Source organism: Klebsiella sp. PCX, assembly GCF_021869705.1.
Lineage (GTDB): Bacteria > Pseudomonadota > Gammaproteobacteria > Enterobacterales > Enterobacteriaceae > Klebsiella > Klebsiella quasipneumoniae.
Genome location: NZ_CP091527.1, coordinates 510,597 through 533,212, shown reverse-complemented (window position 1 = coordinate 533,212; position 22,616 = coordinate 510,597). Strand labels below are relative to the sequence as shown.

The window sequence follows — 22,616 nt, the reverse complement described above, 5'->3', positions numbered from 1 at the left end:
AAGCCCCATATATGAAGAATGCAACGTTCTACCTTCTGGACAACGAAGACACCGTCGACGGCCTGAGCGCCGTCGAGCAGCTGGTGTGTGACATTGCCGCAGAACGTTGGCGCAACGGCAAGCGCGTCCTGATCGCCTGTGAAGATGAGCAGCAGGCGATTCGTCTCGATGAGGCGCTGTGGTCGCGGCCGCCGGAGAGCTTTGTGCCGCACAATCTGGCGGGCGAAGGCCCGCGAGGCGGCGCGCCGGTGGAGATTGCCTGGCCGCAAAAGCGCAACAGCAGCCCGCGGGATATTCTGATCAGCCTGCGGCTTAACTTTGCAGATTTTGCCACCGCTTTCACAGAAGTGATAGACTTTGTCCCTTACGAAGAAAATCTGAAACAACTGGCGCGCGAACGCTATAAGGCGTACCGCATGGCTGGTTTCAACCTGAACACGGCAACCTGGAAATAATGGAAAAGACATACAACCCACAAGATATCGAACAGCCGCTTTACGAGCACTGGGAAAAGCAGGGCTATTTCAAACCGAATGGTGATGAAAGCCAGGAGAGCTTCTGCATCATGATCCCGCCGCCGAACGTCACCGGCAGTTTGCATATGGGTCATGCCTTCCAGCAAACCATCATGGATACCATGATTCGCTACCAGCGCATGCAGGGCAAAAACACCCTGTGGCAGGCGGGGACCGACCACGCGGGTATCGCTACCCAGATGGTGGTTGAGCGTAAGATTGCCGCTGAAGAAGGGAAAACCCGCCACGACTACGGCCGCGACGCCTTCATCGACAAAATCTGGCAGTGGAAAGCGGAATCCGGCGGCACCATTACCCGTCAGATGCGCCGTCTCGGCAACTCCGTGGATTGGGAGCGCGAGCGCTTCACCATGGACGAGGGGCTTTCCAATGCCGTGAAAGAAGTCTTTGTTCGCCTGTACAAAGAAGATCTGATCTACCGCGGTAAACGCCTGGTTAACTGGGACCCGAAACTGCGCACCGCCATTTCCGACCTCGAAGTGGAAAACCGCGAATCGAAAGGTTCGATGTGGCACATCCGCTACCCGCTGGCCGATGGCGCGAAAACCGCTGACGGTAAAGACTACCTGGTGGTCGCCACTACCCGTCCGGAAACCCTGCTGGGCGATACCGGCGTGGCCGTTAACCCGGAAGATCCGCGCTACAAAGATCTGATTGGCAAATTCGTGGTGCTGCCGCTGGTAAACCGCCGCATCCCGATCGTGGGCGACGAACACGCCGACATGGAGAAAGGCACCGGCTGCGTGAAGATCACCCCGGCGCACGACTTTAACGACTACGAAGTGGGTCGTCGTCACCAGCTGCCGATGATCAACATCCTGACCTTTGACGGCGACATCCGCGAAAGCGCGGAAGTGTACGACACCAAAGGCAATGAATCTGACGTCTACTCCAGCGAGATCCCGGCGGAGTTCCAGAAACTGGAACGCTTCGCGGCGCGTAAAGCCGTCGTTGCGGCGGTTGACGCCCTCGGCCTGCTGGAAGAGATCAAACCGCACGACCTGACCGTCCCTTACGGCGACCGCGGCGGCGTGGTTATCGAACCGATGCTGACCGACCAGTGGTACGTGCGCGCGGACGTGCTGGCCAAGCCGGCGGTGGAAGCCGTTGAAAACGGCGACATCCAGTTCGTGCCGAAGCAGTACGAAAACATGTACTTCTCCTGGATGCGCGATATTCAGGACTGGTGTATCTCCCGTCAGCTGTGGTGGGGTCACCGCATTCCGGCATGGTATGACAACGACGGCAACGTCTACGTGGGCCGTAGCGAAGACGAAGTGCGTCAGGAAAACAACCTGAGCGCCGACGTTGCGCTGCGTCAGGACGAAGACGTTCTCGATACCTGGTTCTCCTCCGCGCTGTGGACCTTCTCCACCCTCGGCTGGCCGGAAAACACCGACGCCCTGCGTCAGTTCCACCCAACCAGCGTGATGGTGTCCGGCTTCGACATCATCTTCTTCTGGATCGCCCGCATGATCATGATGACCATGCACTTCATCAAAGATGAAAACGGTAAACCGCAGGTTCCGTTTAAGACCGTCTACATGACTGGTCTGATCCGCGATGACGAAGGCCAGAAGATGTCCAAATCCAAGGGTAACGTTATTGACCCGCTGGATATGGTTGACGGCATCACCCTGCCGGAGCTGCTGGAGAAACGTACCGGCAACATGATGCAGCCGCAGCTGGCGGAGAAAATCCGTAAGCGCACCGAGAAACAGTTCCCGAACGGCATCGAGCCGCACGGCACCGACGCCCTGCGCTTCACCCTGGCGGCGCTGGCCTCTACCGGCCGCGACATCAACTGGGATATGAAGCGTCTGGAAGGTTACCGTAACTTCTGTAACAAGCTGTGGAACGCCAGCCGCTTTGTGCTGATGAACACCGAAGATCAGGATTGCGGCTTCAACGGCGGCGAGATGGTGCTCTCCCTGGCCGACCGCTGGATCCTTGCGGAATTCAACCACACCGTCAAAGCGTATCGCGAAGCGCTGGATAACTTCCGCTTCGATATCGCCGCCGGCATCCTGTATGAGTTCACCTGGAACCAGTTCTGCGACTGGTACCTGGAACTGACCAAGCCGGTCATGAACGGCGGCAGCGAAGCGGAGCTGCGCGGCACTCGCCATACGCTGGTGACTGTGCTGGAAGGTCTGCTGCGCCTGGCGCATCCGATCATTCCGTTCATCACCGAGACCATCTGGCAGCGCGTGAAGGTCATCTGCGGGATCACCGCCGACACCATCATGCTGCAGCCGTTCCCGCAGTACGATGCCTCTCAGGTGGACGACGCGGCGCTGGCCGACACCGAATGGCTGAAGCAGGCGATCGTCGCCGTGCGTAACATCCGTGCGGAAATGAACATCGCTCCGGGCAAACCGCTGGAACTGCTGCTGCGCGGCTGCAGCAAAGAGGCCGAGCGTCGCGTGAACGACAACCGCAGCTTCCTGCTGAATCTGGCGCGTCTGGAAAGCATTACCGTGCTGCCTGCCGAGGATAAAGGTCCGGTCTCGGTGACCAAGATCGTCGACGGCGCCGAACTGCTGATCCCGATGGCGGGCCTCATCAACAAAGAAGATGAGCTGGCGCGTCTGGCGAAAGAAGTGGCGAAAATCGAAGGCGAGATTGGCCGCATCGAAAGCAAGCTGGCCAACGAAGGCTTTGTGGCCCGCGCGCCGGAAGCGGTGATCGCCAAAGAGCGCGAGAAGCTGGAAGGCTACGCGGAAGCGAAAGCGAAGCTGATTGAACAGCAGGCGGTGATCGCCGCGCTGTAACCCTCCCGCCCCTTGCCACCCGGCAAGGGGCGTTTTTATGAAACATCCTCGCTTGCGCTCTCCCCTGCCGCGATGTTATTAACATCATCATTCGTCTTTTTTGGGTAATGAGTCATTGTATGAATACGAGCGTCCCCGCGGCGACGTTGCTGCGTCGCATTACGGCGGCAGACAATCCCGCCATCGCCAGGGTCATCCGTCAGGTCTCCGCTGAATACGGCCTGACCGCCGATAAAGGCTATACGGTCGCCGACCCGAATCTCGATGAGCTGTATGAGCTTTACAGCCAGCCGGGCTCCGCCTACTGGGTGGTGGAGAAAGAGGGAGAAGTGGTTGGCGGCGGCGGCGTCGCGCCGCTCGCCTGCAGCGAGCCGGATATCTGCGAGCTGCAGAAAATGTATTTTATGACCAGCGCCCGCGGCCAGGGGCTGGCGAAGAAGCTGGCGCTGCTGGCGCTGGACTACGCCCGCGAGCAGGGCTTTAAACGCTGCTATCTGGAAACCACCGCCTTCCTGACGGAGGCGATCGGCTTATATGAGCATCTTGGCTTCGAACATATTGACGGTCCGCTGGGCTGCACCGGCCACGTGGACTGCGAAGTGCGGATGTTGAAAACGCTGTAGCGCCTCGATATCGCAGGCGTCCCCGGTAGCGCTACGCTTACCGGGGCTACAGTTCGGTAGCCCGGCTAAGCGCAGCGCGAGCCGGGGTATGTCCCGGATGGCACTGCTTGCACCTTACCCGTGCTTGCGGTGCCGTTTTTTTGTCGGGTGGCGGCTAACGCCTTACCCAACCTACTGCCCGTACTATTGCGAGCTGAAGCTCTCAACGCTATCTCTCCCCATGGCTAATGAAACTGCCGGTGTTAGTGGCTACCGGGGCTACAGGGGCCGAATAGCGTGGGCTACGCCGCCGCCGGCACGCCGCTGTGAAAGCGGAACTCGGCCTCCGGACGGAGGATCAGCGCCGCTTCCGCCTCGCCGAGCTGGCGTACCCGCTCGCTGATATCTTCTCCGGCAATCTTCTGCGCCAGATCCAGGTAGTCCTGATAGTGACGCGCTTCCGAGCGCAGCAGCGACAGATAGAACTTCTGCAGATCGTCGTCCAGCCACGGCGCCAGCGCCGCAAAGCGCTCGCAGGAGCGGGCCTCGATATAGGCGCCGCAGATGAGCTTATCGATCAGCATCACCGGCTCATGTGAGCGTACCTCCCGTCGCATGCCGCGGGCATAGTTGCTGGCGGTGATTTTGACATAGGGGATATCGCGCGCCAGCATCATCTCCCGCACTTGCCAGAAGTGATGCAGCTCCTCTTTAATCAGCAAAATCATGCTGTCCAGCAGCTGACGGCCCCATGGGTCGTCGGTCTGCGGCATGGCGCTTTTGTTGATCCGCTTATGCAGAGCGACAAAATCCGGCTCCGGCCCCCGGCGGTAGGTGAAGTCTTCATACGGCTTCAGGCAGTCCAGAAGCTCATCGGCGTCGGCTTTATCCGCGACGTAGCGACGCACCAGCAGCATGGCGTTCTGCGCCGCTTTCAGTTCGCACACCATATGGTCGGTCAGCAGCAGCGGCAGGTTTTCCGGCTTGCGGGCTTCGTCAATCCACGCCTGCGGCGTCGGGCAGTGCAGGAAGTTGATAATCGGGGAGAGTATCTGCGGGTAATCCATGGAAGTTCCTTGCTATACGGCGGCTGGCGCCGCCGTATCCATCTACAACATCTGCGACTTAGTGACGAACACCATCGTCGTCTTCATCGACAAAATCTTCGTCATCATCGCCGTCTTCTTCGCCGTTGGGGTCCTCATAGTAGGTGCCCCACCCGTCATACTCGACGTCAAATTTTTCTGCCAGCGTCATCAGCTGTTCCACCTGGGCATCGATCAGTTCTGCGTTCAGGGCGCATTCGCTCAGAATATCGCAGCAGATGACCACTTCACCCTCTTCCACTTCCAGCTCTTCGGGCTCGGTTACTTCGTAGCCCAGCTTAAAGGCTTCCACCGCCACTTTCTCCAGGGTTTCGAAATCGTCTGCAGAGAGGTGATGCTCAATCGTGTACAGTGCGTCCGGATCGCTGCCATCCTCCAGCAGCTCTTCGATAATCAGACGCGTCTCTTCACGCTGTTCTTCCAGGTGTTCCGGGTTTGCCATGGCTCGTTCCTCATAATGTGCGGCAGTTATCCCTATTGTCACATACCGCCGTCATTGCCTCCACTTCTCAGTGAAAGATTTCGATCACAGACTTGCAAATGAATATTCATACATATAAATTGAATTTTAATTCAATTAGTGGCCTATGCCAGGTGAGGGAACCATGTCTGCGTTTTACCAGAAGCATTTTTTAAAGTTACTCGATTTTACGCCTGCAGAAATCACCGCTCTGCTCGAGCTGGCGGCAAAGCTGAAAGCCGATAAGAAAAACGGTATCGAAGTCCAGAAACTGGCAGGGAAAAACATCGCGCTCATCTTCGAAAAAGACTCAACCCGTACACGATGCTCTTTCGAAGTTGCCGCATACGATCAGGGCGCCCGCGTGACCTACCTGGGGCCCAGCGGCAGCCAGATTGGCCATAAAGAGTCGATCAAGGACACCGCCCGCGTGCTCGGACGGATGTACGACGGCATTCAGTACCGCGGCCACGGCCAGGAAGTGGTGGAGACCCTGGCGCAATACGCCGGCGTGCCGGTGTGGAACGGCCTCACCAACGAGTTCCACCCCACCCAGCTGCTGGCGGACCTGCTGACCATGAAAGAGCATCTGCCGGGCAAAGCCTTTAACCAGATGACGCTGGTCTACGCCGGCGACGCGCGCAACAACATGGGCAATTCGATGCTGGAAGCCGCCGCGTTGACAGGTCTGGAGCTGCGCCTGGTGGCGCCATCGGCCTGCTGGCCGGAGGCCGCGCTGGTGGAAACCTGTACCGCGCTGGCGAAACAGCAGGGCGGCAACATCACCCTGACGGAAGATATCGCCGCGGGGGTGAAAGGCGCCGATTTTATCTATACCGACGTCTGGGTCTCAATGGGCGAGGCGAAGGAAAAATGGGCCGAACGTATCGCCCTGCTGCGCGACTATCAGGTTAACAGCGCGATGCTGGCGCTGACCGGCAATCCGCAGGTCAAGTTCCTCCACTGCCTGCCGGCGTTCCATGACGACCAGACCACGCTGGGCAAACAGATGGCGGCCGATTACGGCCTGCACGGCGGTATGGAAGTGACTGACGAGGTGTTTGAGTCGGCGGCAAGCGTGGTCTTTGACCAGGCGGAAAACCGGATGCACACCATCAAAGCGGTGATGGTGGCGACGCTGAGCAAATAGTCCTTCGCTCGCCGTCAAATCCCGGATCGCGCGGCGCGTATCCGGGATACCGCCCGTCAGGGCGCTGCGTTACGCCATCAGCATCTTCACCACCGCTTTGCGCACCTTCGCCGGCGCGCCCACGGCGCACAGCGGTTTATGCACTTCCCCGGGATAAAACACCACAAAGTCCCCTTCGTTAAGGATCACCGTTTGCTCCTGCGTCCCCTCCGCCAGGAAAGCGATGTCTTTCTCCGCCAGCCAGTCGGTCTGCGGCTCTCCTGCCGGCAAGGTGCTGAAGGTCATCCCCTCGCTGCCGCGGAGCACAATCTGGATATCGAGATAGCGGGTATGATATTCCGCGCGGCGTGCGGCCTGCGGCTCGGTGGTGTCTTCGGAAATCAGATAAAACAGGTTGTCGCCGTCGATATCGTGTTTACCCAGCGGCGTCGCCTCGCTGACATGGGCGATAACGTGTTCGATAGCCTCGCGCAGCGCGGCCGGCAGCCACGGCTGCAGATGGTGGATATTGCCAATAATCATCGCTTACCTCAAATATAAAACAATATTTCATTTTTGCGTTTTATACCCCCATCGCCGCTGCCATACCAGTACAGTTTCATGGTTCTTTGCGCTGGCGCACTTTTCTGCAGGCAAACGATTACCTGATTGTGAATGAATCGCTTGATCGTCATAACGGTCTGCGTATAATGCCAGTCGTTTTGCCGGGAGGAAGCATGGCCAATTGCGTACGACATTCTGTCTTAGCGCGTCTCAATGCAGACGCTGGCCTGCCGTTTTTCTTTCCGTTGCTCATTGGATTCCCGAAGCCCCTTATTTAAGGGGCTTTTTTTTTGCCCAGGCGTCAGGAGATAAGCATGGCTAACCCGCTATATCAAAAACATATCATTTCCATAAACGATCTCAGCCGCGAAGACCTCGAACTGGTGCTGGCGACGGCGGCAAAGCTGAAAGCCAATCCACAACCCGAGCTGCTGAAGCATAAGGTTATCGCCAGCTGTTTCTTTGAAGCCTCGACCCGCACCCGCCTCTCTTTTGAAACCTCGATGCACCGCCTGGGGGCCAGCGTGGTCGGCTTTTCCGACAGCGCCAACACTTCGCTGGGCAAAAAAGGGGAAACGCTGGCGGATACCATCTCCGTCATCAGCACCTACGTTGATGCCATCGTGATGCGTCATCCGCAGGAGGGCGCGGCCCGTCTGGCGACCGAATTCTCCGGCGGCGTGCCGGTACTGAACGCCGGCGACGGCGCTAACCAGCACCCGACCCAAACCCTGCTCGACCTGTTCACCATTCAGGAGACCCAGGGCCGCCTCGAAAACCTCAACGTGGCGATGGTCGGCGATCTGAAGTATGGCCGTACCGTCCACTCCCTGACCCAGGCGCTGGCCAAGTTCAGCGGCAACCGCTTCTACTTCATCGCCCCGGACGCGCTGGCCATGCCGCAATACATCCTCGATATGCTGGATGAAAAAGGTATCGCCTGGAGCCTGCATAGCGCCATCGACGACGTAATGGCGGAAGTGGATATTCTGTACATGACCCGCGTGCAGAAAGAACGTCTGGATCCGTCGGAATATGCCAACGTCAAAGCGCAGTTCGTCCTGCGCGCCGCCGACCTTGAAGGGGCGCGCGCTAACATGAAGGTGCTGCACCCGCTGCCGCGCATTGACGAAATCACCACCGATGTCGATAAAACGCCGCACGCCTGGTACTTCCAGCAGGCCGGTAACGGCATCTTCGCCCGCCAGGCGTTACTGGCACTGGTACTGAATAGCGAGCTGGCTCTGTAAGGGGGAAATGAGAGATGAAACACGACAATAAACTGCAGGTAGAAGCGATCAAACGCGGCACCGTGATCGACCACATCCCGGCGCAGGTCGGCTTTAAGCTGCTCACCCTGTTCAAACTGACCGAAACCGACCAGCGCATCACCATCGGCCTGAACCTGCCCTCCGGCGAGATGGGCCGCAAAGACTTGATTAAAATCGAGAACACCTTCCTGACCGACGAGCAGGTTAACCAGCTGTCGTTATACGCCCCGCAGGCGACGGTAAACCGCATTGATGATTACGAAGTGGTGGGCAAATCCCGCCCGAGCCTGCCGGATCGTATCGACAGCGTGCTGGTCTGCCCGAACAGCAACTGTATCAGCCACGCCGAACCGGTTTCTTCCAGTTTTGCAGTGAAAAAGCGCGCTGATGACATCGCACTCAAATGTAAATACTGCGAAAAAGAGTTTTCTCATTATGTGGTGCTGGCCAACTAAATGCGGTTGGTATTGGTGGTAGGCCTCCCTATAATGGCTACCACCCTACGCTTCGTCCTTCAGGCGGCGTCTGCGCCGGCGATACAGCGCTTATCGCCTGGCGGCAACCTGAATGATTTTGCGTAACATTACTCAGTTCATCTGGAGATAACATGAGCAAAACTATTGCGACGGAAAATGCACCAGCAGCGATTGGCCCATACGTTCAGGGCGTTGACCTCGGCAGCATGATCATCACCTCTGGCCAAATCCCGGTCGACCCGAAAACCGGCAGCGTTCCGGAAGACGTGTCCGCACAGGCGCGCCAGTCGCTGAACAACGTGAAAGCGATCGTTGAAGCCGCTGGCCTCACCGTCGGCGATATCGTCAAGACCACCGTTTTCGTCAAAGACCTCAACGATTTCGCTACCGTTAACGCCACTTACGAAGCGTTCTTCACCGAGCACAACGCCACCTTCCCGGCGCGCTCCTGCGTTGAAGTGGCGCGTCTGCCGAAAGATGTGAAGATCGAGATCGAAGCCATCGCCGTGCGTCGCTGATCGCTAACCTCGGCATGAAAAAAGGCAGCCCGCAGGCTGCCTTTTTTACGTGGGTCATCCGTAAACCTTCCCCTCATTGCCAGCCGTAGCGGCGGCTGTAGAAGCCTTTGACGGTTTGGGTCAGCACCATATAGCCCGCCAGGATCGCCACCAGCCACGGGAAGTAGCTCAGCGGCAGAGCCTGCAGCTGCAGATAGCCCGCCAGCGGCGAGAACGGCAGCGCGATCCCCACCGCCATCACCACCAGGGTCATGGCGAACAGCGGCCAGGCGGCGCGGCTCTGGACGAACGGAATGCGCCGGGTGCGGATCATGTGCACAATCAGCGTTTGCGACAGCAGCCCCTCGATAAACCAGCCGGACTGGAACAGGGTCTGCATCTCCACGGTATTGGCGTGGAACACCCACCACATCAGGCCGAAGGTGAGGATATCGAAAATCGAGCTGATCGGGCCGAAGAAGACCATAAAGCGCCCGAGATCGGCCGGGTTCCAGCGCTGCGGTTTGCGGATCTGTTCATCATCGACGTTATCGAACGGGATCGCCACCTGGGAGACATCGTAGAGCAGGTTTTGAATCAACAGGTGCAGCGGCAGCATCGGCAGAAACGGCAGGAAGGCGCTGGCCACCAGCACGCTGAAGACGTTGCCGAAGTTGGAGCTGGCGGTCATTTTGATGTACTTAAGCATGTTGGCGAAGGTGCGGCGTCCTTCGATCACCCCCTCCTCCAGTACCATCAGGCTCTTCTCCAGCAGAATGATATCCGCCGCCTCGCGGGCAATATCCACCGCGCCGTCGACCGAGATGCCGATGTCCGCCGCGCGCAGCGCCGGGGCGTCGTTGATGCCGTCGCCCATAAAGCCCACCACGTGGCCTTCGCGTTTCAGCAGCGTCACGATACGCTCCTTATGCAGCGGCGCCAGGCGGGCGAAGAGCGTGGTGCGTTTCGCCAGCGCCGCCAGCTCGTCGTCGCTCATCGCTTCAATCTGGCTGCCAATCACCACTTCGCCAGCATCCAGCCCCACTTCATGGCACACCTTGGCCGCCACCAGCTCGCTGTCGCCGGTGAGGATCTTCACCGTGATGCCGCTGGCTTTTAATGCTTTCAGCGCCGGAGCGGTGGTCTCTTTCGGCGGATCGAGGAAGGCGATGTATCCTTCCAGGATCAGGTCCGACTCATCGGCGCGCTGGTAGTCGCCTTCGCGGGCCGGCAGATATTTGGTCGCCACCGCCACCACCCGCAGCCCCTGCCGGTTGAGGGTGTCGGTCACCCGGCGAATGCGGCGCAGCATGGTGTCGTCCAGCGGCACGATATCGCCGTTGTAGCGCACCTGGGTTGAGACGTTGAGGATCTCCTGCAGCGCCCCTTTGCAGATCAGCTGATGCGCGTCGTCCTGCTCTTTCACCACCACCGACATGCGGCGGCGTTCGAAGTCGAAGGGGATCTCATCTACCTTCTGCCAGCGCGCCGCCAGCCCGCGGGCGGCTTCCAGCTCAACGCCCTCCAGCACCGCGGTGTCGAGCAGGTTTTTCAGGCCGGTCTGGTAGTGGCTGTTGAGCCAGGCGGCATGCAGTACCCGCTCGCTGACCTTGCCGGAGACGTCGGTATGGTTCTCCAGCACGATTTTATCCTGGGTCAGGGTGCCGGTTTTATCGGTGCAGAGGATGTCCATCGCGCCAAAATTCTGAATGGCGTCGAGGTGCTTCACGATAACCTTTTGCTTCGACAGCTTCACCGCCCCGCGCGCCAGCGTCGAGGTGACGATCATCGGCAGCATCTCCGGCGTCAGGCCAACCGCCACCGACAGCGCGAACAGCGCCGCCTCCCACCAGTCGCCTTTGGTGTAGCCATTGATCAGCAGCACCACCGGGGCCATCACCAGCATAAAGCGGATCAGCAACATGCTCACCCGACTGATGCCTTTCTGGAAGGCGTTCGGCTCGCTCTCCTGCTCGCTGACGCGGCCGGCCAGTTGACCAAACCAGGTGTGGCCGCCGGTGGCGAAGACGATGGCCTGCGCCGAGCCGCTCACCACGTTGGTGCCCATAAAGCACAGGGTGTCGCACTCCAGCGGGTTCTGCTGCAGCGGATCGCGGCTGCGGGCCACTTTCTCCACCGGCAGCGATTCGCCGGTCAGCGAGGCCTGGGCGACAAACAGATCCCGCGCCTGCAGGATACGCAGGTCGGCCGGGATCATGTCTCCCGCCGACAGCCTGATGATGTCGCCCGGCACCAGCTGGTCGATAGGCAGTTCCAGCCAGCGGCTCTCCCCCTGCTCGTTGACCACCCGCAGCACGGTGGCGGTATTGCTCACCATCGCCTTCAGCGCATCCGCCGCTTTGGTCGAGCGCGCCTCCTGGATGAAGTTGAGCAGCGTCGAGATCCCCACCATCAGGGCGATAACCCCGGCGGCGAACAGATCCTCGGTGGAATAGGAGACGATGCCGAGCACCGTCAACAGCAGATTGAACGGGTTGCGGTAGCAGGTCCACAGATGCACCCACCACGGAGAGGGCTTCTGCGCCGGGATCTGGTTGTCACCGTGTTTGAGGATTTTCGCCGCCACTTCGCCTTCATTGAGCCCTTCTGGGTGGCTGTCAAAGGCGCGCCAGATCTCCTGGTCGTCCATCGCCGCCACGTCCAGACACTGTTTGCCCAGCGACTCAGGAATGGGGCCGCTCGCCAGATGACGGGCGTCCGGCAGCGGATCGCGCTGGACTAAACGGCGTGGCAGATGGCGGCTAAGCTGTGCGAACAGCTGCCGGGTATAATTTTTCAGCATAAACAGTCCCTCCGCGCTCGCCAAAGCGAACGCAGCGTTGCCGACGGGCGTAGCAAAACCTACCTGTCAGGCATGTTATTTTTATGGCAGGGACATCAAGGACGTCACTGCTTTACGCTTTCCGGTAAAGCAGTGTTAAACAGGCTTACCGGAAAGAAAGGTTGCTCCATCGAGGATGAGGAGTGGGATCGGGGTCCATAACTATCTCCGGTAAGTGAATATAAACGGCGCGGATTATAGCGCCCTCGTTAAGGATTGTGTGGCAATAATGGCGATGATAAACCCGCGCAACTAAACCGAACGTAAACCAGACTTTGCTCATTGCGGTTTGGTTGAGTAGCATTATGCTCACTTCTACCCCCTGACGAGAATTCCGCATGCAGAACCGGCTGACCATCAAAGATATCGCGCGCTTAAGCGGCGTAGGGAAATCAACGGTATCCCGCGTCCTCAACAACGAGAGCGGGGTCAGCGAACGGACCCGCGAGCGCGTCGAAGCGGTGATGCAGCAGCACGGTTTCTCGCCCTCCCGCTCCGCCCGCGCCATGCGCGGCCAGAGCGATAAAGTGGTGGCGATTATCGTCACCCGTCTCGATTCGCTGTCGGAAAACCTCGCCGTGCAGACCATGCTGCCCGCCTTTTATGAGCAGGGTTACGACCCGATTATGATGGAGAGTCAGTTCTCCCCGGGGCTGGTGGAGGAGCATCTCGGCATGCTCGCCCGGCGTAATATTGACGGCGTGGTACTGTTCGGTTTTACCGGCATCGACGAGGCGATGCTCGCCCCCTGGCGCGACACCCTGGTGCTGATGGCCCGCGACGCCCCCGGCTTCGCCTCGGTGTGCTATGACGACGAGGGGGCCATCACGCTGCTGATGCAGCGGCTCTACGAACGCGGACATCGCCACATCAGCTTCCTTGGCGTACCGCACAGCGACGTCACCACCGGCGAACGCCGCCATCTCGCCTACCTCGCCTTCTGTAAAAAGCATCGTCTGACGCCCACCGCCGCCCTGCCGGGGCTGGGCATGAAGCAGGGGTATGACACCGTCGCCAGCGTGTTGACGGCCGAGACCAGCGCCCTGGTCTGCGCCACCGATACCCTCGCCCTCGGCGCCAGTAAGTACCTCCAGCAGCAGGGCCGCGATGCGCTGCAGCTCGCCAGCGTCGGCAGCACGCCGCTGATGAAGTTTCTCCACCCGGAAATATTGACCGTCGATCCGGGCTATGCCGAGTCCGGACGCCGGGCCGCCCGGCAGTTGATCGAGCAGATCGCCGGCAGCGTCGATCCCCGCCAGATCGTCATTCCCGCCGCCCTGAATTAATCTCGTTCGGGCGATTTATGTGATCGTCGCTGGGTTTCGGGAACGTTCCCATTTTGCAAATTAAGCGGAACGGTTAGGATGCCCTCAAGGTAAAAACGGCATCTCTCCCCTCTGTTTTTGAGGCTTCATCATGAGCAAAGTAAACCAGCAGGACATCGATAAACTGATCGAACTGGTGGGCGGGCGCGGCAATATCGCCACCGTCAGCCACTGTATTACCCGTTTGCGCTTTGTGCTGAACGACCCGGCCATCGCCAGACCAAAAGAGATTGAGCAGCTGCGCATGGTGAAGGGATGCTTCACTAACGCCGGCCAGTTCCAGGTGGTCATCGGCACCGAGGTGGGCGATTACTACAAAGCCCTGCTGGCGACCACTGGCCAGACTTCCGCCGATAAAGAGCAGGTCAAACAGGCCGCGCGGCAAAATATGAAGTGGCATGAACAGCTGATTTCGCACTTCGCCGAGATCTTCTTCCCACTGCTGCCGGCGCTGATCAGCGGCGGTCTGATCCTCGGTTTCCGCAACGTCATCGGCGACTTACCCATGAGCAACGGCCAGACGCTGGCCCAGATGCACCCGTCGCTGAAAACCATCTATGACTTCCTGTGGCTGATTGGCGAGGCGATCTTCTTCTATCTGCCGGTGGGGATCTGCTGGTCAGCGGTGAAGAAGATGGGCGGCACGCCGATCCTCGGGATCGTCCTTGGCGTCACCCTGGTGTCCCCGCAGCTGATGAACGCCTATCTCCTCGGCCAGCAGGTGCCGGAGGTGTGGAACTTCGGCCTGTTTACCATTGCCAAAGTCGGCTACCAGGCGCAGGTGATCCCGGCCCTGCTGGCTGGCCTGGCCTTAGGCTTTATCGAGACGCGCCTCAAGCGCATCGTGCCTGACTACCTCTACCTGGTCATTGTCCCGGTCTGCTCGCTGATCCTCGCGGTGTTCCTCGCGCACGCCATTATCGGTCCGTTCGGCCGCCTGATCGGCGACGGCGTGGCCTTCGCGGTACGCCATCTGTTAACCGGCAGCTTCGCGCCGATCGGCGCCGCGCTGTTTGGCTTCCTCTACGCGCCGCTGGTGATCACCGGCGTCCACCAGACCACCCTCGCCATCGATATGCAGATGATCCAAAGCATGGGCGGCACCCCGGTGTGGCCGCTGATTGCGCTGTCCAACATTGCCCAGGCATCGGCGGTGGTCGGCATCATCATCGCCAGCCGCAAGCAGAATGAACGTGAAATCTCGGTGCCGGCGGCGATCTCCGCCTATCTCGGGGTCACCGAGCCGGCAATGTACGGTATCAACCTGAAGTACCGCTTCCCGATGCTGTGCGCAATGATCGGCTCCGGCCTCGCCGGCCTGCTGTGCGGCCTGAACGGCGTGCTGGCGAACGGCATCGGCGTCGGCGGCCTGCCGGGGATCCTCTCCATCCAGCCAACCTACTGGCAGGTGTACGCCATGGCGATGGCCATCGCGGTGGTGGTGCCGATTATCCTCACCACCGTGGTGTATCAGCGCAAGTACCGTCAGGGCACCTTGCAGATTGTCTAACTTCTTCTTTCGGGGCGCCTTTGGCGCCCCTCGTTGCAGCAGGAAAGTACTATGAATCAACTCCCCCACTGGTGGCAAAACGGCGTTATTTATCAAATCTATCCGAAGAGTTTTCAGGATACCACCGGCAGCGGTACCGGCGACCTGCGCGGCGTCACCTCCCGCCTCGACTATCTGCAAAAGCTTGGGGTAGACGCCATCTGGCTGACGCCGTTCTACGTCTCTCCGCAGGTGGATAACGGCTACGACGTGGCGAACTACACCGCCATCGATCCCTCCTACGGCACGATGGCCGACTTTGACGCCCTGGTGGCGGAGGCGAAGGCGCGCGGGATCCGCATCGTGCTGGATATGGTGCTGAACCATACCTCGACCGAACACGAATGGTTCCGTCAGTCGCTGAATAAGGAGAGTCCCTACCGCCAGTTCTATATCTGGCGCGACGGCGAACCGGACGCCCTGCCGAACAACTGGCGCTCTAAATTTGGCGGTAACGCCTGGCAGTGGCACGCCGACAGCGGGCAGTATTATCTGCACCTGTTCGCCATTGAGCAGGCGGATCTCAACTGGGAGAATCCGGCGGTGCGCGCCGAGCTGAAAAAGGTCTGCGAATTCTGGGCTGACCGCGGCGTCGACGGTCTGCGCCTCGACGTGGTCAACCTGATCTCAAAAGACCAGACCTTTCCCTGCGATCTGGACGGGGATGGCCGCCGCTTCTATACCGACGGCCCGCGGGTGCATGAGTTCCTGCAGGAGATGAGCCGCGATGTCTTCACCCCGCGTAACCTGATGACCGTCGGCGAGATGTCTTCCACCTCGCTGGAACACTGCCAGCAGTACGCCGCGCTGGACGGCCGCGAGCTGTCGATGACCTTTAACTTCCACCATTTAAAAGTCGATTATCCCGGAGGGGAGAAGTGGACCCTCGCCCGCCCGGACTATGTGGCGCTGAAGGCGCTGTTCCGCCACTGGCAGCAGGGGATGCACAACCGGGCATGGAACGCGCTGTTCTGGTGTAACCACGATCAGCCGCGCATCGTCTCGCGCTTTGGCGACGAAGGCGCGTACCGGGTGCCGGCGGCGAAGATGCTGGCGATGGTGCTGCACGGCATGCAGGGCACGCCCTATATTTATCAGGGCGAAGAGATCGGTATGACCAATCCGCACTTCAACAGCATCAGCGATTATCGCGACGTCGAGAGCCACAATATGTTTATCGAACGTGCGGCGCAGGGGCAAAGCCCGGACGAACTGCTGGCAATCCTTGCCAGCAAATCGCGCGACAACAGCCGCACGCCGATGCCGTGGCATAGTGGCGAGAACGGTGGCTTTAGCGACGGTGAGCCGTGGATCGGCCTTGGCGATAACTACCGGGAGATCAACGTCGAGGCGGCGCTGGCGGACCCCGATTCGGTGTTTTATGCCTATCAGCAGCTGATTACGCTGCGTAAAACCCTGCCGCTGCTGACCTGGGGCGATTATCAGGATCTCCTGCCTGACCATCCGTCGCTGTGGTGTTATCGCCGTCAGTGGCAGGGACAAACGCTGGTGGTCGCCGCCAACCTGAGCCGCGACCTGCAGACCTGGCAGCCAGAGGAGGCCCCAGGCGACTGGAAGATGATCATCAGCAACTATGCCGAGACCACGCCCCGCCCGACCGGGCTAACGCTGCGGCCGTTCGAAGCGGTATGGTGGCTGCAGGCGTAAGGTATCCCCTGCCCTCCCGAGATGAGGATGTCATGCCTGGCGCCGGTGGCGAACGCCAGGCATTTTTGCTTATTTTCCAGCCAGATAAATTTACATTTATCGCCAGCGCCCATCATCCGTACTCTCACCTTTTTACCTTGTTCTGGGTCAATAAAATCGCAAACATCTTTGATGCAAATCACTACATATAGAACTTAAAATGCGTCCCGGCCCTACATGTTGTATTAATCGTCTATTATGTCACCATATCTTATCGATGTCTGGCGGTGATGAGATGTGGATAAAACGGGCCGGATCTGAAGGCAAACAGCACGAGCCGTAGCGCGCAGCGCCTTCGGGATAACCTCCGCCTCTGTGGATAACCTGTTCTATATATGGAGTGATCATGACACCGCATGTGATGAAACGTGATGGCTGTAAAGTGCCGTTCAAGTCAGAGCGCATTCAGGAAGCAATTCTGCGTGCAGCTAAAGCAGCGGGAGTCGATGACGCAGACTATTGCGCCACCGTCGCAGAAGTCGTTAGCCAACAAATGCAGGGCCGCGCCCAGGTCGACATCAATGAGATCCAGACCGCGGTGGAAAACCAGCTGATGTCCGGCCCCTATAAGCAGCTGGCGCGCGCCTATATTGAGTATCGCCATGACCGCGATAGCCAGCGTGAGAAGCGCGGCCGCCTCAATCAGGAGATCCGCGGCCTCGTCGAGCAGACCAACTCCGCGCTGCTCAACGAAAACGCCAACAAGGACAGTAAAGTCATCCCGACCCAGCGCGACCTGCTGGCCGGTATCGTCGCCAAGCACTACGCCCGGCAGCACCTGCTGCCTCACGATGTGGTGATGGCCCACGAACGCGGCATGATCCACTATCATGACCTCGATTACTCGCCCTTCTTCCCCATGTTTAACTGCATGCTGATCGACCTGAAAGGCATGCTGACCCAGGGCTTTAAGATGGGCAACGCGGAGATCGAGCCGCCGAAGTCTATCTCTACCGCCACCGCGGTGACAGCGCAGATCATCGCCCAGGTCGCCAGCCATATTTACGGCGGCACCACCATTAACCGCATCGATGAAGTGCTGGCGCCGTTCGTCAGCGAAAGCTTTAACAAGCATCGCAAAATCGCTGAAGAGTGGCAGATCCCGGATGCCGAAGGCTATGCCCGCGCCCGTACCGAAAAAGAGTGCTACGACGCCTTCCAGTCGCTGGAGTATGAGGTTAACACGCTGCATACCGCCAACGGCCAGACGCCGTTTGTCACCTTCGGGTTCGGCCTCGGCACCAGCTGGGAATCGCGGCTGATCCAGCAGTCGATTCTGCGTAACCGCATTGCCGGCCTCGGTAAAAACCGTAAGACCGCGGTGTTCCCGAAACTGGTGTTCGCGATCCGTGACGGCCTGAACCATAAGTTCGGCGATCCGAACTACGACATCAAACAGCTGGCGCTGGAGTGCGCCAGCAAGCGCATGTACCCGGATATCCTCAACTACGACCAGGTGGTGAAGGTTACCGGGTCGTTTAAAACGCCGATGGGCTGCCGCAGCTTCCTCGGGGTGTGGGAAAACGAGAACGGCGAGCAGGTGCACGATGGGCGCAATAACCTCGGCGTTATCAGCCTCAACCTGCCGCGCATCGCCCTGGAAGCGAAAGGCGACGAAGCCGCCTTCTGGGCGCTGCTGGACGAGCGCCTGCAGCTGGCGCGCAAAGCGCTGATGACCCGTATTGCCCGCCTGGAAGGGGTAAAAGCGCGCGTGGCGCCGATCCTCTATATGGAAGGGGCCTGCGGCGTGCGACTGAAAGCCGACGACGACGTCTCCGAGATTTTCAAAAACGGCCGGGCGTCGATTTCGCTGGGCTATATCGGTATCCATGAAACCATCAACGCGCTGTACGGCAATCAGCACATGTACGACAGCGAGGCGCTGCGCGAGAAGGGGGTGGCCATCGTCCAACGCCTGCGCGACGCCGTCGATTTGTGGAAGGAAGAGACCGGCTACGGCTTTAGCCTGTACAGCACGCCGAGCGAAAACCTGTGCGATCGCTTCTGCCGTCTCGATACCGCCGAGTTTGGCGTGGTGGAAGGGGTGACCGACAAAGGTTACTACACCAACAGCTTCCACCTCGACGTGGAGAAGAAGGTCAACCCGTACGATAAGATCGATTTTGAAGCGCCGTATCCGCCGCTGGCCAACGGGGGCTTCATTTGCTACGGCGAATACCCGAACATCCAGCACAACCTGAAGGCGCTGGAGGACGTGTGGGATTACAGCTATCAGCATGTGCCGTATTACGGAACCAATACGCCGATCGATGAGTGCTACGAGTGTGGTTTCACCGGCGAGTTCGAGTGCACCAGCAAGGGCTTTACCTGCCCGAAATGCGGTAACCACGACGCCTCCCGCGTTTCCGTTACCCGCCGGGTGTGCGGCTACCTCGGTAGCCCGGACGCGCGTCCGTTCAACGCCGGCAAGCAGGAAGAAGTGAAGCGCCGCGTTAAACACCTGGGCAATGGGCAGATCGGTTAAAGAACAATGCGCTTTTCCCGGATAGCGGCGCGCAGCGCCTTATCCGGGCTACCACTGCCTGGTGAGTCGTAGCCCGGCCGAACGCAGCGACGCCGGGAAATGGCCGCACTCCTCCGTTTTCGCAAAGCAAATAACGTCAGAGCAAGGCGGCAAACGAAGGGATCCCAGACAGCCAGGTGGGTTTCCTCAAATCAGTTGGCGTTGTAGCAAGGCGGCAAACGAGTAAGTCCCGGGGAGCTTACTGGAGTAAGTGACCCGGGCGAGCGAGCGCAGCCAACGCTGCTGCAGCGGCAAATGAGAAGAGGAAACAATGAATTATCACCAGTATTACCCCGTCGACATCGTCAACGGCCCCGGCACCCGCTGCACCCTGTTTGTCTCCGGCTGCATCCATGAGTGCCCCGGCTGCTACAACAAAAGCACCTGGCGGGTGAATTCCGGTATGCCGTTTACCGCTGAGATGGCCGACCGCATCATCGCCGACCTCAACGACACCCGCATCAAGCGCCAGGGGATTTCGCTCTCCGGCGGCGATCCGCTGCATCCGCAGAACGTCGCGGAGATCTTAAAGCTGGTTCAGCGCGTGCGCGCCGAATGCCCCGGCAAAGATATCTGGGTCTGGACCGGCTATAAGCTGGATGAGCTGAATGAGGCGCAGATGCAGGTGGTGAACCTGATCAACGTGCTGGTCGACGGTAAGTTTGTGCAGGATTTAAAAGACCCGGCGCTGATCTGGCGCGGCAGCAGCAACCAGGTCGTACATCATTTGCGATAGCGTTTAGAGCCGTTTATTCGCCTGATGATAAACGGCCGCTTTCTCTCTTTTGCCAATGGCAATAACGTAAACCACCACCACACTATCTCGTACTTGATACACCAGCCGATAACCTGACGCCTTAAGCTTGATTTTGTAGCAATCCGGCAAATCGCTCAGCCTGGCCGACTCAATTCGCGGATTCTGCATAATCTGCTGGAGATTATTTTTGAACTGTTTTTTGACCGTCTCGCCAAGCTGCCATTCGCGCCAGGCTCGTGGATCAAACTCCAGTTCATAGGTCATCCAGACTCACCTTAACCCCCGGCCGTGGGTTTTCCAGCCGCTCGCGAACGGTGCGTAACAACGCCGCTTCGCCATCGCTGATGGTCATACTTTTCACCGGCATGCGGCCATTTTCCGCAATGTATTGAAACAGCAGACGTACCGCCTCCGTTGGCGTCATATCGAGTTTCTCCAGCACGGCATAAGCCTCTTTTTTGAGTTTATCATCCAGTCGAACGTTGAGCGTGGCCATTATGCCTCCAGAAAGGGATATTTTGTAATGCATTATAGCATTACATTTGAATTACACTCGAATCTGGAAAACGCCTCTCAAAACCGGCTGACGCATTCCATCGCCACCGTTTTAAACTCATCGAAGCTGCGGGTCGTGGCGAGGCGGCTCATGGCGCGCTCGCGCAGGAAAGTCACGAAAATATCGTAGATCGCCATCGCCTCTTCATACTCGCGCTTGCTGATAGCGAGCAGAAAGATGATATGGGCGGTTTCGTCACCCCAGGCGATGCCCTGCGGGGCAATAACGGTATAGACCACCGTCTTTTTCGCCAGCAGACCCAGGGAGTGCGGCAGCGCAATACCGTCGCCGAGCATGGTGCTGACAATCGCTTCACGCTCCACCACCGAAGCATGAAACTCCGCATCGACGAAGCCTTCCTCCAGCAGCTGCTGACACAATTCGGCGAACAGCGTTTGCTGATCCATCGGCGTGTCGATCACCCGGAAATGGGCGGCATCGAAGTACTTATTCAGCATCCACGGACGGGTGCGGTCCACCAGCACCAGCTTGCCGATCTGATCCAGTTGATAGTCAGTGGGGAACGGCGCGATGGTCACTACCGGCTTGTCTTTTTCGCTGATCCGCACCGTGGAGATAACAAAATCCGCCTCGATCGCGTCCCGCTGTTCGTACTCGCGCTGGGAAATAGTGGCGGCGATCTCCAGCTGCGGATATTTGCGCTGCAGGATCGCCTCAATCATCCGCACCATCGCATTGCTGGTATCACACACCAGCAGCACCTGCGGCTGACGCTGGTAACCAATGTTGTAGTGGCGCTCCAGCCCGACGCCGATATGCAGCACCAGAAAACCGATTTCGTTTTCGCTAATGGTATAAGGCGTGTATTTGCCCCAGCTGGAGACCGCGGCGAGGGTCATATCCCAGGCCATCGGGTAGTGCTGTTTGATGTTATCCAGCAGCGGATTGGGGATCATGATCTGGTAGCGTACGCGGGTGATCATGGTCTTTATGTGGGTCAGCAGATCGGCGTGCAGCTGGGCATCGTCCAGCAGATTGTAGTTATACTGGCTGTTGATGTAGCGCAGGATGTAGTTGACCAGCGCTTCGTCATCGTCGGCGCTGATGGTTTCCGGGTCCACGTCCTGTACCTGACGGGCGGCGATATGCACGCACAGCCACTCTTCTTCCGCGGGCGATAAAGGTTTACCGGCCAGCCGCTGCAGTTCGCCCGCCAGATCGCGCGCGGCATCACGGACGTTCTGCGCCACATCTTCAGCACTGAAATCCGCCAGCGGGTAGCCTTCGCTGACGCGGCGCACCACCACCGCCCCGTACAGGCAGATAAAGCGCTCGCCGACGTCGGTGAGGCGAATATGGTGTCGGGTGAGCGTCTCCTGCAGCACGGGCTCCAGCAGCGCTGGCACCTCCGCGGCAAAGGCCTCGGCGCCGATCGGCGGCGCGATACCGCCCTGCTGGGCCAGCTCCCACAGCAGGTCGGTGAGGCAGGCGCGAACCGATACCTCGCTGCCAAACAGCTTCATACCGTGGCGCGGGCGGGTTTCAAGGGTGAGCTGATAGCGCTGGAAGCGCTCGCGCACCTCGACCATATCGTTCTGCAGCGTGGCGCGGCTGACGAACCACTCATCCGCCAGGTCTTCCAGCTTGATGGAGAACGCCGACGTCAGAAAACGCACCAGCAGAAACGTGATGCGATCCTGGGCGGTACGCGGGACATGCTGCGCCTTCGGCGACGCCTCCTCCAGTGTCTGAAAGCTCGCCGGGTTATCAATTTTCAGCTGATAACCGCTGCCGCGGTTGAGGATAAACTGCGCGCCATACTGCGCCAGTAGCGCATTCAGGGCGGTAATATCGGCGCGCACGGTACGGGTGGAAACCGACAGGCGTTGCGCCAGCTCATCCTGCGGCAGCGTTTCATTCCGCAGCAGGGTGAAGAGTTGCGCTAAGCGTTGGTTGGGAAATCGCATGTCAGTTCCTTGT

Annotated in this window: 20 protein-coding genes; 13 read left to right on the top strand and 7 right to left on the bottom strand. The window is 59.1% G+C overall.

All coding sequences use genetic code 11. From position 1 onward, the window contains the following. Window positions 1–11: 11 nt before the first annotated feature. The 3 genes from holC to GQR96_RS02480 all read left to right on the top strand — a co-directional run bounded on the left by holC (window position 12) and on the right by GQR96_RS02480 (window position 3,933). Window positions 12–455 carry a DNA polymerase III subunit chi gene (gene holC / locus GQR96_RS02490; protein ID WP_004206530.1) on the top strand — a complete coding sequence of 148 codons (444 nt, stop codon included), beginning with the start codon at window positions 12–14 and terminating at the stop codon, window positions 453–455. Further along, complete coding sequence (locus GQR96_RS02485) at window positions 455–3,310, top strand: valine--tRNA ligase (RefSeq protein ID WP_017900564.1); 2,856 nt, start codon at window positions 455–457, stop codon at window positions 3,308–3,310. Before holC ends, GQR96_RS02485 begins: the two co-directional genes overlap by 1 nt. 119 nt (window positions 3,311–3,429) lie before the next feature. Beyond that, window positions 3,430–3,933: a GNAT family N-acetyltransferase gene (locus GQR96_RS02480; protein ID WP_017900565.1), complete on the top strand. Its 504-nt coding sequence runs from the start codon at window positions 3,430–3,432 to the stop codon at window positions 3,931–3,933. A gap of 281 nt (window positions 3,934–4,214) precedes the next feature. Here GQR96_RS02480 and miaE read toward each other — a convergent pair whose 3' ends face one another. Together miaE and rraB are read right to left on the bottom strand one after the other, a co-directional pair. Then, the gene (gene miaE / locus GQR96_RS02475) at window positions 4,215–4,979 is read right to left on the bottom strand and encodes a tRNA isopentenyl-2-thiomethyl-A-37 hydroxylase MiaE (protein WP_004206526.1); all 765 of its coding nucleotides are present in this window, start codon (window positions 4,977–4,979) and stop codon (window positions 4,215–4,217) included. Between the two features lie 58 nt (window positions 4,980–5,037). Next, window positions 5,038–5,460, bottom strand: a complete 423-nt coding sequence (gene rraB, locus GQR96_RS02470) for a ribonuclease E inhibitor RraB (protein WP_004206524.1) — start codon at window positions 5,458–5,460, stop codon at window positions 5,038–5,040. A 163-nt stretch (window positions 5,461–5,623) separates the two neighbouring features. Between rraB and argF the strand changes: the two genes are divergently transcribed. Further along, entirely contained in the window at window positions 5,624–6,628 is a 1,005-nt protein-coding gene (gene argF / locus GQR96_RS02465; RefSeq protein WP_017900566.1) for an ornithine carbamoyltransferase, read from the top strand. Window positions 6,629–6,697: 69 nt separating this feature from the next. Here the strand turns inward: argF and GQR96_RS02460 are convergent, their stop codons facing one another. Next, a complete protein-coding gene (locus GQR96_RS02460) occupies window positions 6,698–7,150 on the bottom strand; it encodes a YhcH/YjgK/YiaL family protein (protein WP_017900567.1) in 453 nt (150 codons plus the stop codon). 194 nt (window positions 7,151–7,344) lie between these two features. Here GQR96_RS02460 and GQR96_RS02455 point away from each other — a divergent pair, with 194 nt between their 5' ends. The 4 genes from GQR96_RS02455 to ridA all read left to right on the top strand — a co-directional run bounded on the left by GQR96_RS02455 (window position 7,345) and on the right by ridA (window position 9,436). Continuing rightward, entirely contained in the window at window positions 7,345–7,449 is a 105-nt protein-coding gene (locus GQR96_RS02455; RefSeq protein ID WP_002886930.1) for a pyrBI operon leader peptide, read from the top strand. 36 nt (window positions 7,450–7,485) lie between these two features. Then, a complete protein-coding gene (pyrB, locus tag GQR96_RS02450; protein ID WP_004206522.1) occupies window positions 7,486–8,421 on the top strand; it encodes an aspartate carbamoyltransferase in 936 nt (311 codons plus the stop codon). Window positions 8,422–8,435: 14 nt separating this feature from the next. After that, window positions 8,436–8,897, top strand: a complete 462-nt coding sequence (gene pyrI, locus GQR96_RS02445) for an aspartate carbamoyltransferase regulatory subunit (RefSeq protein WP_065904820.1) — start codon at window positions 8,436–8,438, stop codon at window positions 8,895–8,897. 152 nt (window positions 8,898–9,049) lie between these two features. Then, on the top strand, window positions 9,050–9,436 hold the full coding sequence (ridA, locus tag GQR96_RS02440; RefSeq protein ID WP_002886926.1) for a 2-iminobutanoate/2-iminopropanoate deaminase: 387 nt from the start codon (window positions 9,050–9,052) through the stop codon (window positions 9,434–9,436). 73 nt (window positions 9,437–9,509) lie between these two features. On the opposite strand, the gene mgtA is transcribed toward ridA, so the two are convergent. Then, window positions 9,510–12,218 (bottom strand): magnesium-translocating P-type ATPase, encoded by a 2,709-nt coding sequence (gene mgtA, locus GQR96_RS02435; RefSeq protein ID WP_004206521.1) that lies wholly within the window; start codon window positions 12,216–12,218, stop codon window positions 9,510–9,512. Between the two features lie 377 nt (window positions 12,219–12,595). Here mgtA and treR point away from each other — a divergent pair, with 377 nt between their 5' ends. The 5 genes from treR (at window position 12,596) to nrdG (ending at window position 20,098) form a co-directional block, all read left to right on the top strand. Then, on the top strand, window positions 12,596–13,543 hold the full coding sequence (gene treR / locus GQR96_RS02430) for a trehalose operon repressor TreR (RefSeq protein ID WP_004206520.1): 948 nt from the start codon (window positions 12,596–12,598) through the stop codon (window positions 13,541–13,543). A gap of 130 nt (window positions 13,544–13,673) precedes the next feature. Continuing rightward, window positions 13,674–15,092: a PTS trehalose transporter subunit IIBC gene (gene treB / locus GQR96_RS02425; protein ID WP_004206516.1), complete on the top strand. Its 1,419-nt coding sequence runs from the start codon at window positions 13,674–13,676 to the stop codon at window positions 15,090–15,092. 51 nt (window positions 15,093–15,143) lie between these two features. Continuing rightward, window positions 15,144–16,799, top strand: coding sequence for an alpha,alpha-phosphotrehalase (gene treC / locus GQR96_RS02420; protein ID WP_064178460.1), 1,656 nt, complete (start codon window positions 15,144–15,146; stop codon window positions 16,797–16,799). Window positions 16,800–17,184: 385 nt separating this feature from the next. Beyond that, window positions 17,185–19,323 carry an anaerobic ribonucleoside-triphosphate reductase gene (gene nrdD, locus GQR96_RS02415; RefSeq protein WP_004206513.1) on the top strand — a complete coding sequence of 713 codons (2,139 nt, stop codon included), beginning with the start codon at window positions 17,185–17,187 and terminating at the stop codon, window positions 19,321–19,323. A 310-nt stretch (window positions 19,324–19,633) separates the two neighbouring features. Then, a complete protein-coding gene (nrdG, locus tag GQR96_RS02410; protein ID WP_064190101.1) occupies window positions 19,634–20,098 on the top strand; it encodes an anaerobic ribonucleoside-triphosphate reductase-activating protein in 465 nt (154 codons plus the stop codon). Window positions 20,099–20,101: 3 nt separating this feature from the next. Here nrdG and GQR96_RS02405 read toward each other — a convergent pair whose 3' ends face one another. The 3 genes from GQR96_RS02405 to GQR96_RS02395 all read right to left on the bottom strand — a co-directional run bounded on the left by GQR96_RS02405 (window position 20,102) and on the right by GQR96_RS02395 (window position 22,603). Then, window positions 20,102–20,383: a type II toxin-antitoxin system RelE family toxin gene (locus tag GQR96_RS02405; protein WP_064190102.1), complete on the bottom strand. Its 282-nt coding sequence runs from the start codon at window positions 20,381–20,383 to the stop codon at window positions 20,102–20,104. After that, window positions 20,373–20,615: a type II toxin-antitoxin system RelB/DinJ family antitoxin gene (locus GQR96_RS02400; protein ID WP_002886901.1), complete on the bottom strand. Its 243-nt coding sequence runs from the start codon at window positions 20,613–20,615 to the stop codon at window positions 20,373–20,375. The genes GQR96_RS02405 and GQR96_RS02400 overlap by 11 nt, the downstream gene beginning before the upstream one ends. Before the next feature lie 77 nt (window positions 20,616–20,692). Beyond that, window positions 20,693–22,603, bottom strand: coding sequence for a BglG family transcription antiterminator (locus tag GQR96_RS02395; RefSeq protein WP_057212387.1), 1,911 nt, complete (start codon window positions 22,601–22,603; stop codon window positions 20,693–20,695). Between the last annotated feature and the right edge of the window lie 13 nt (window positions 22,604–22,616).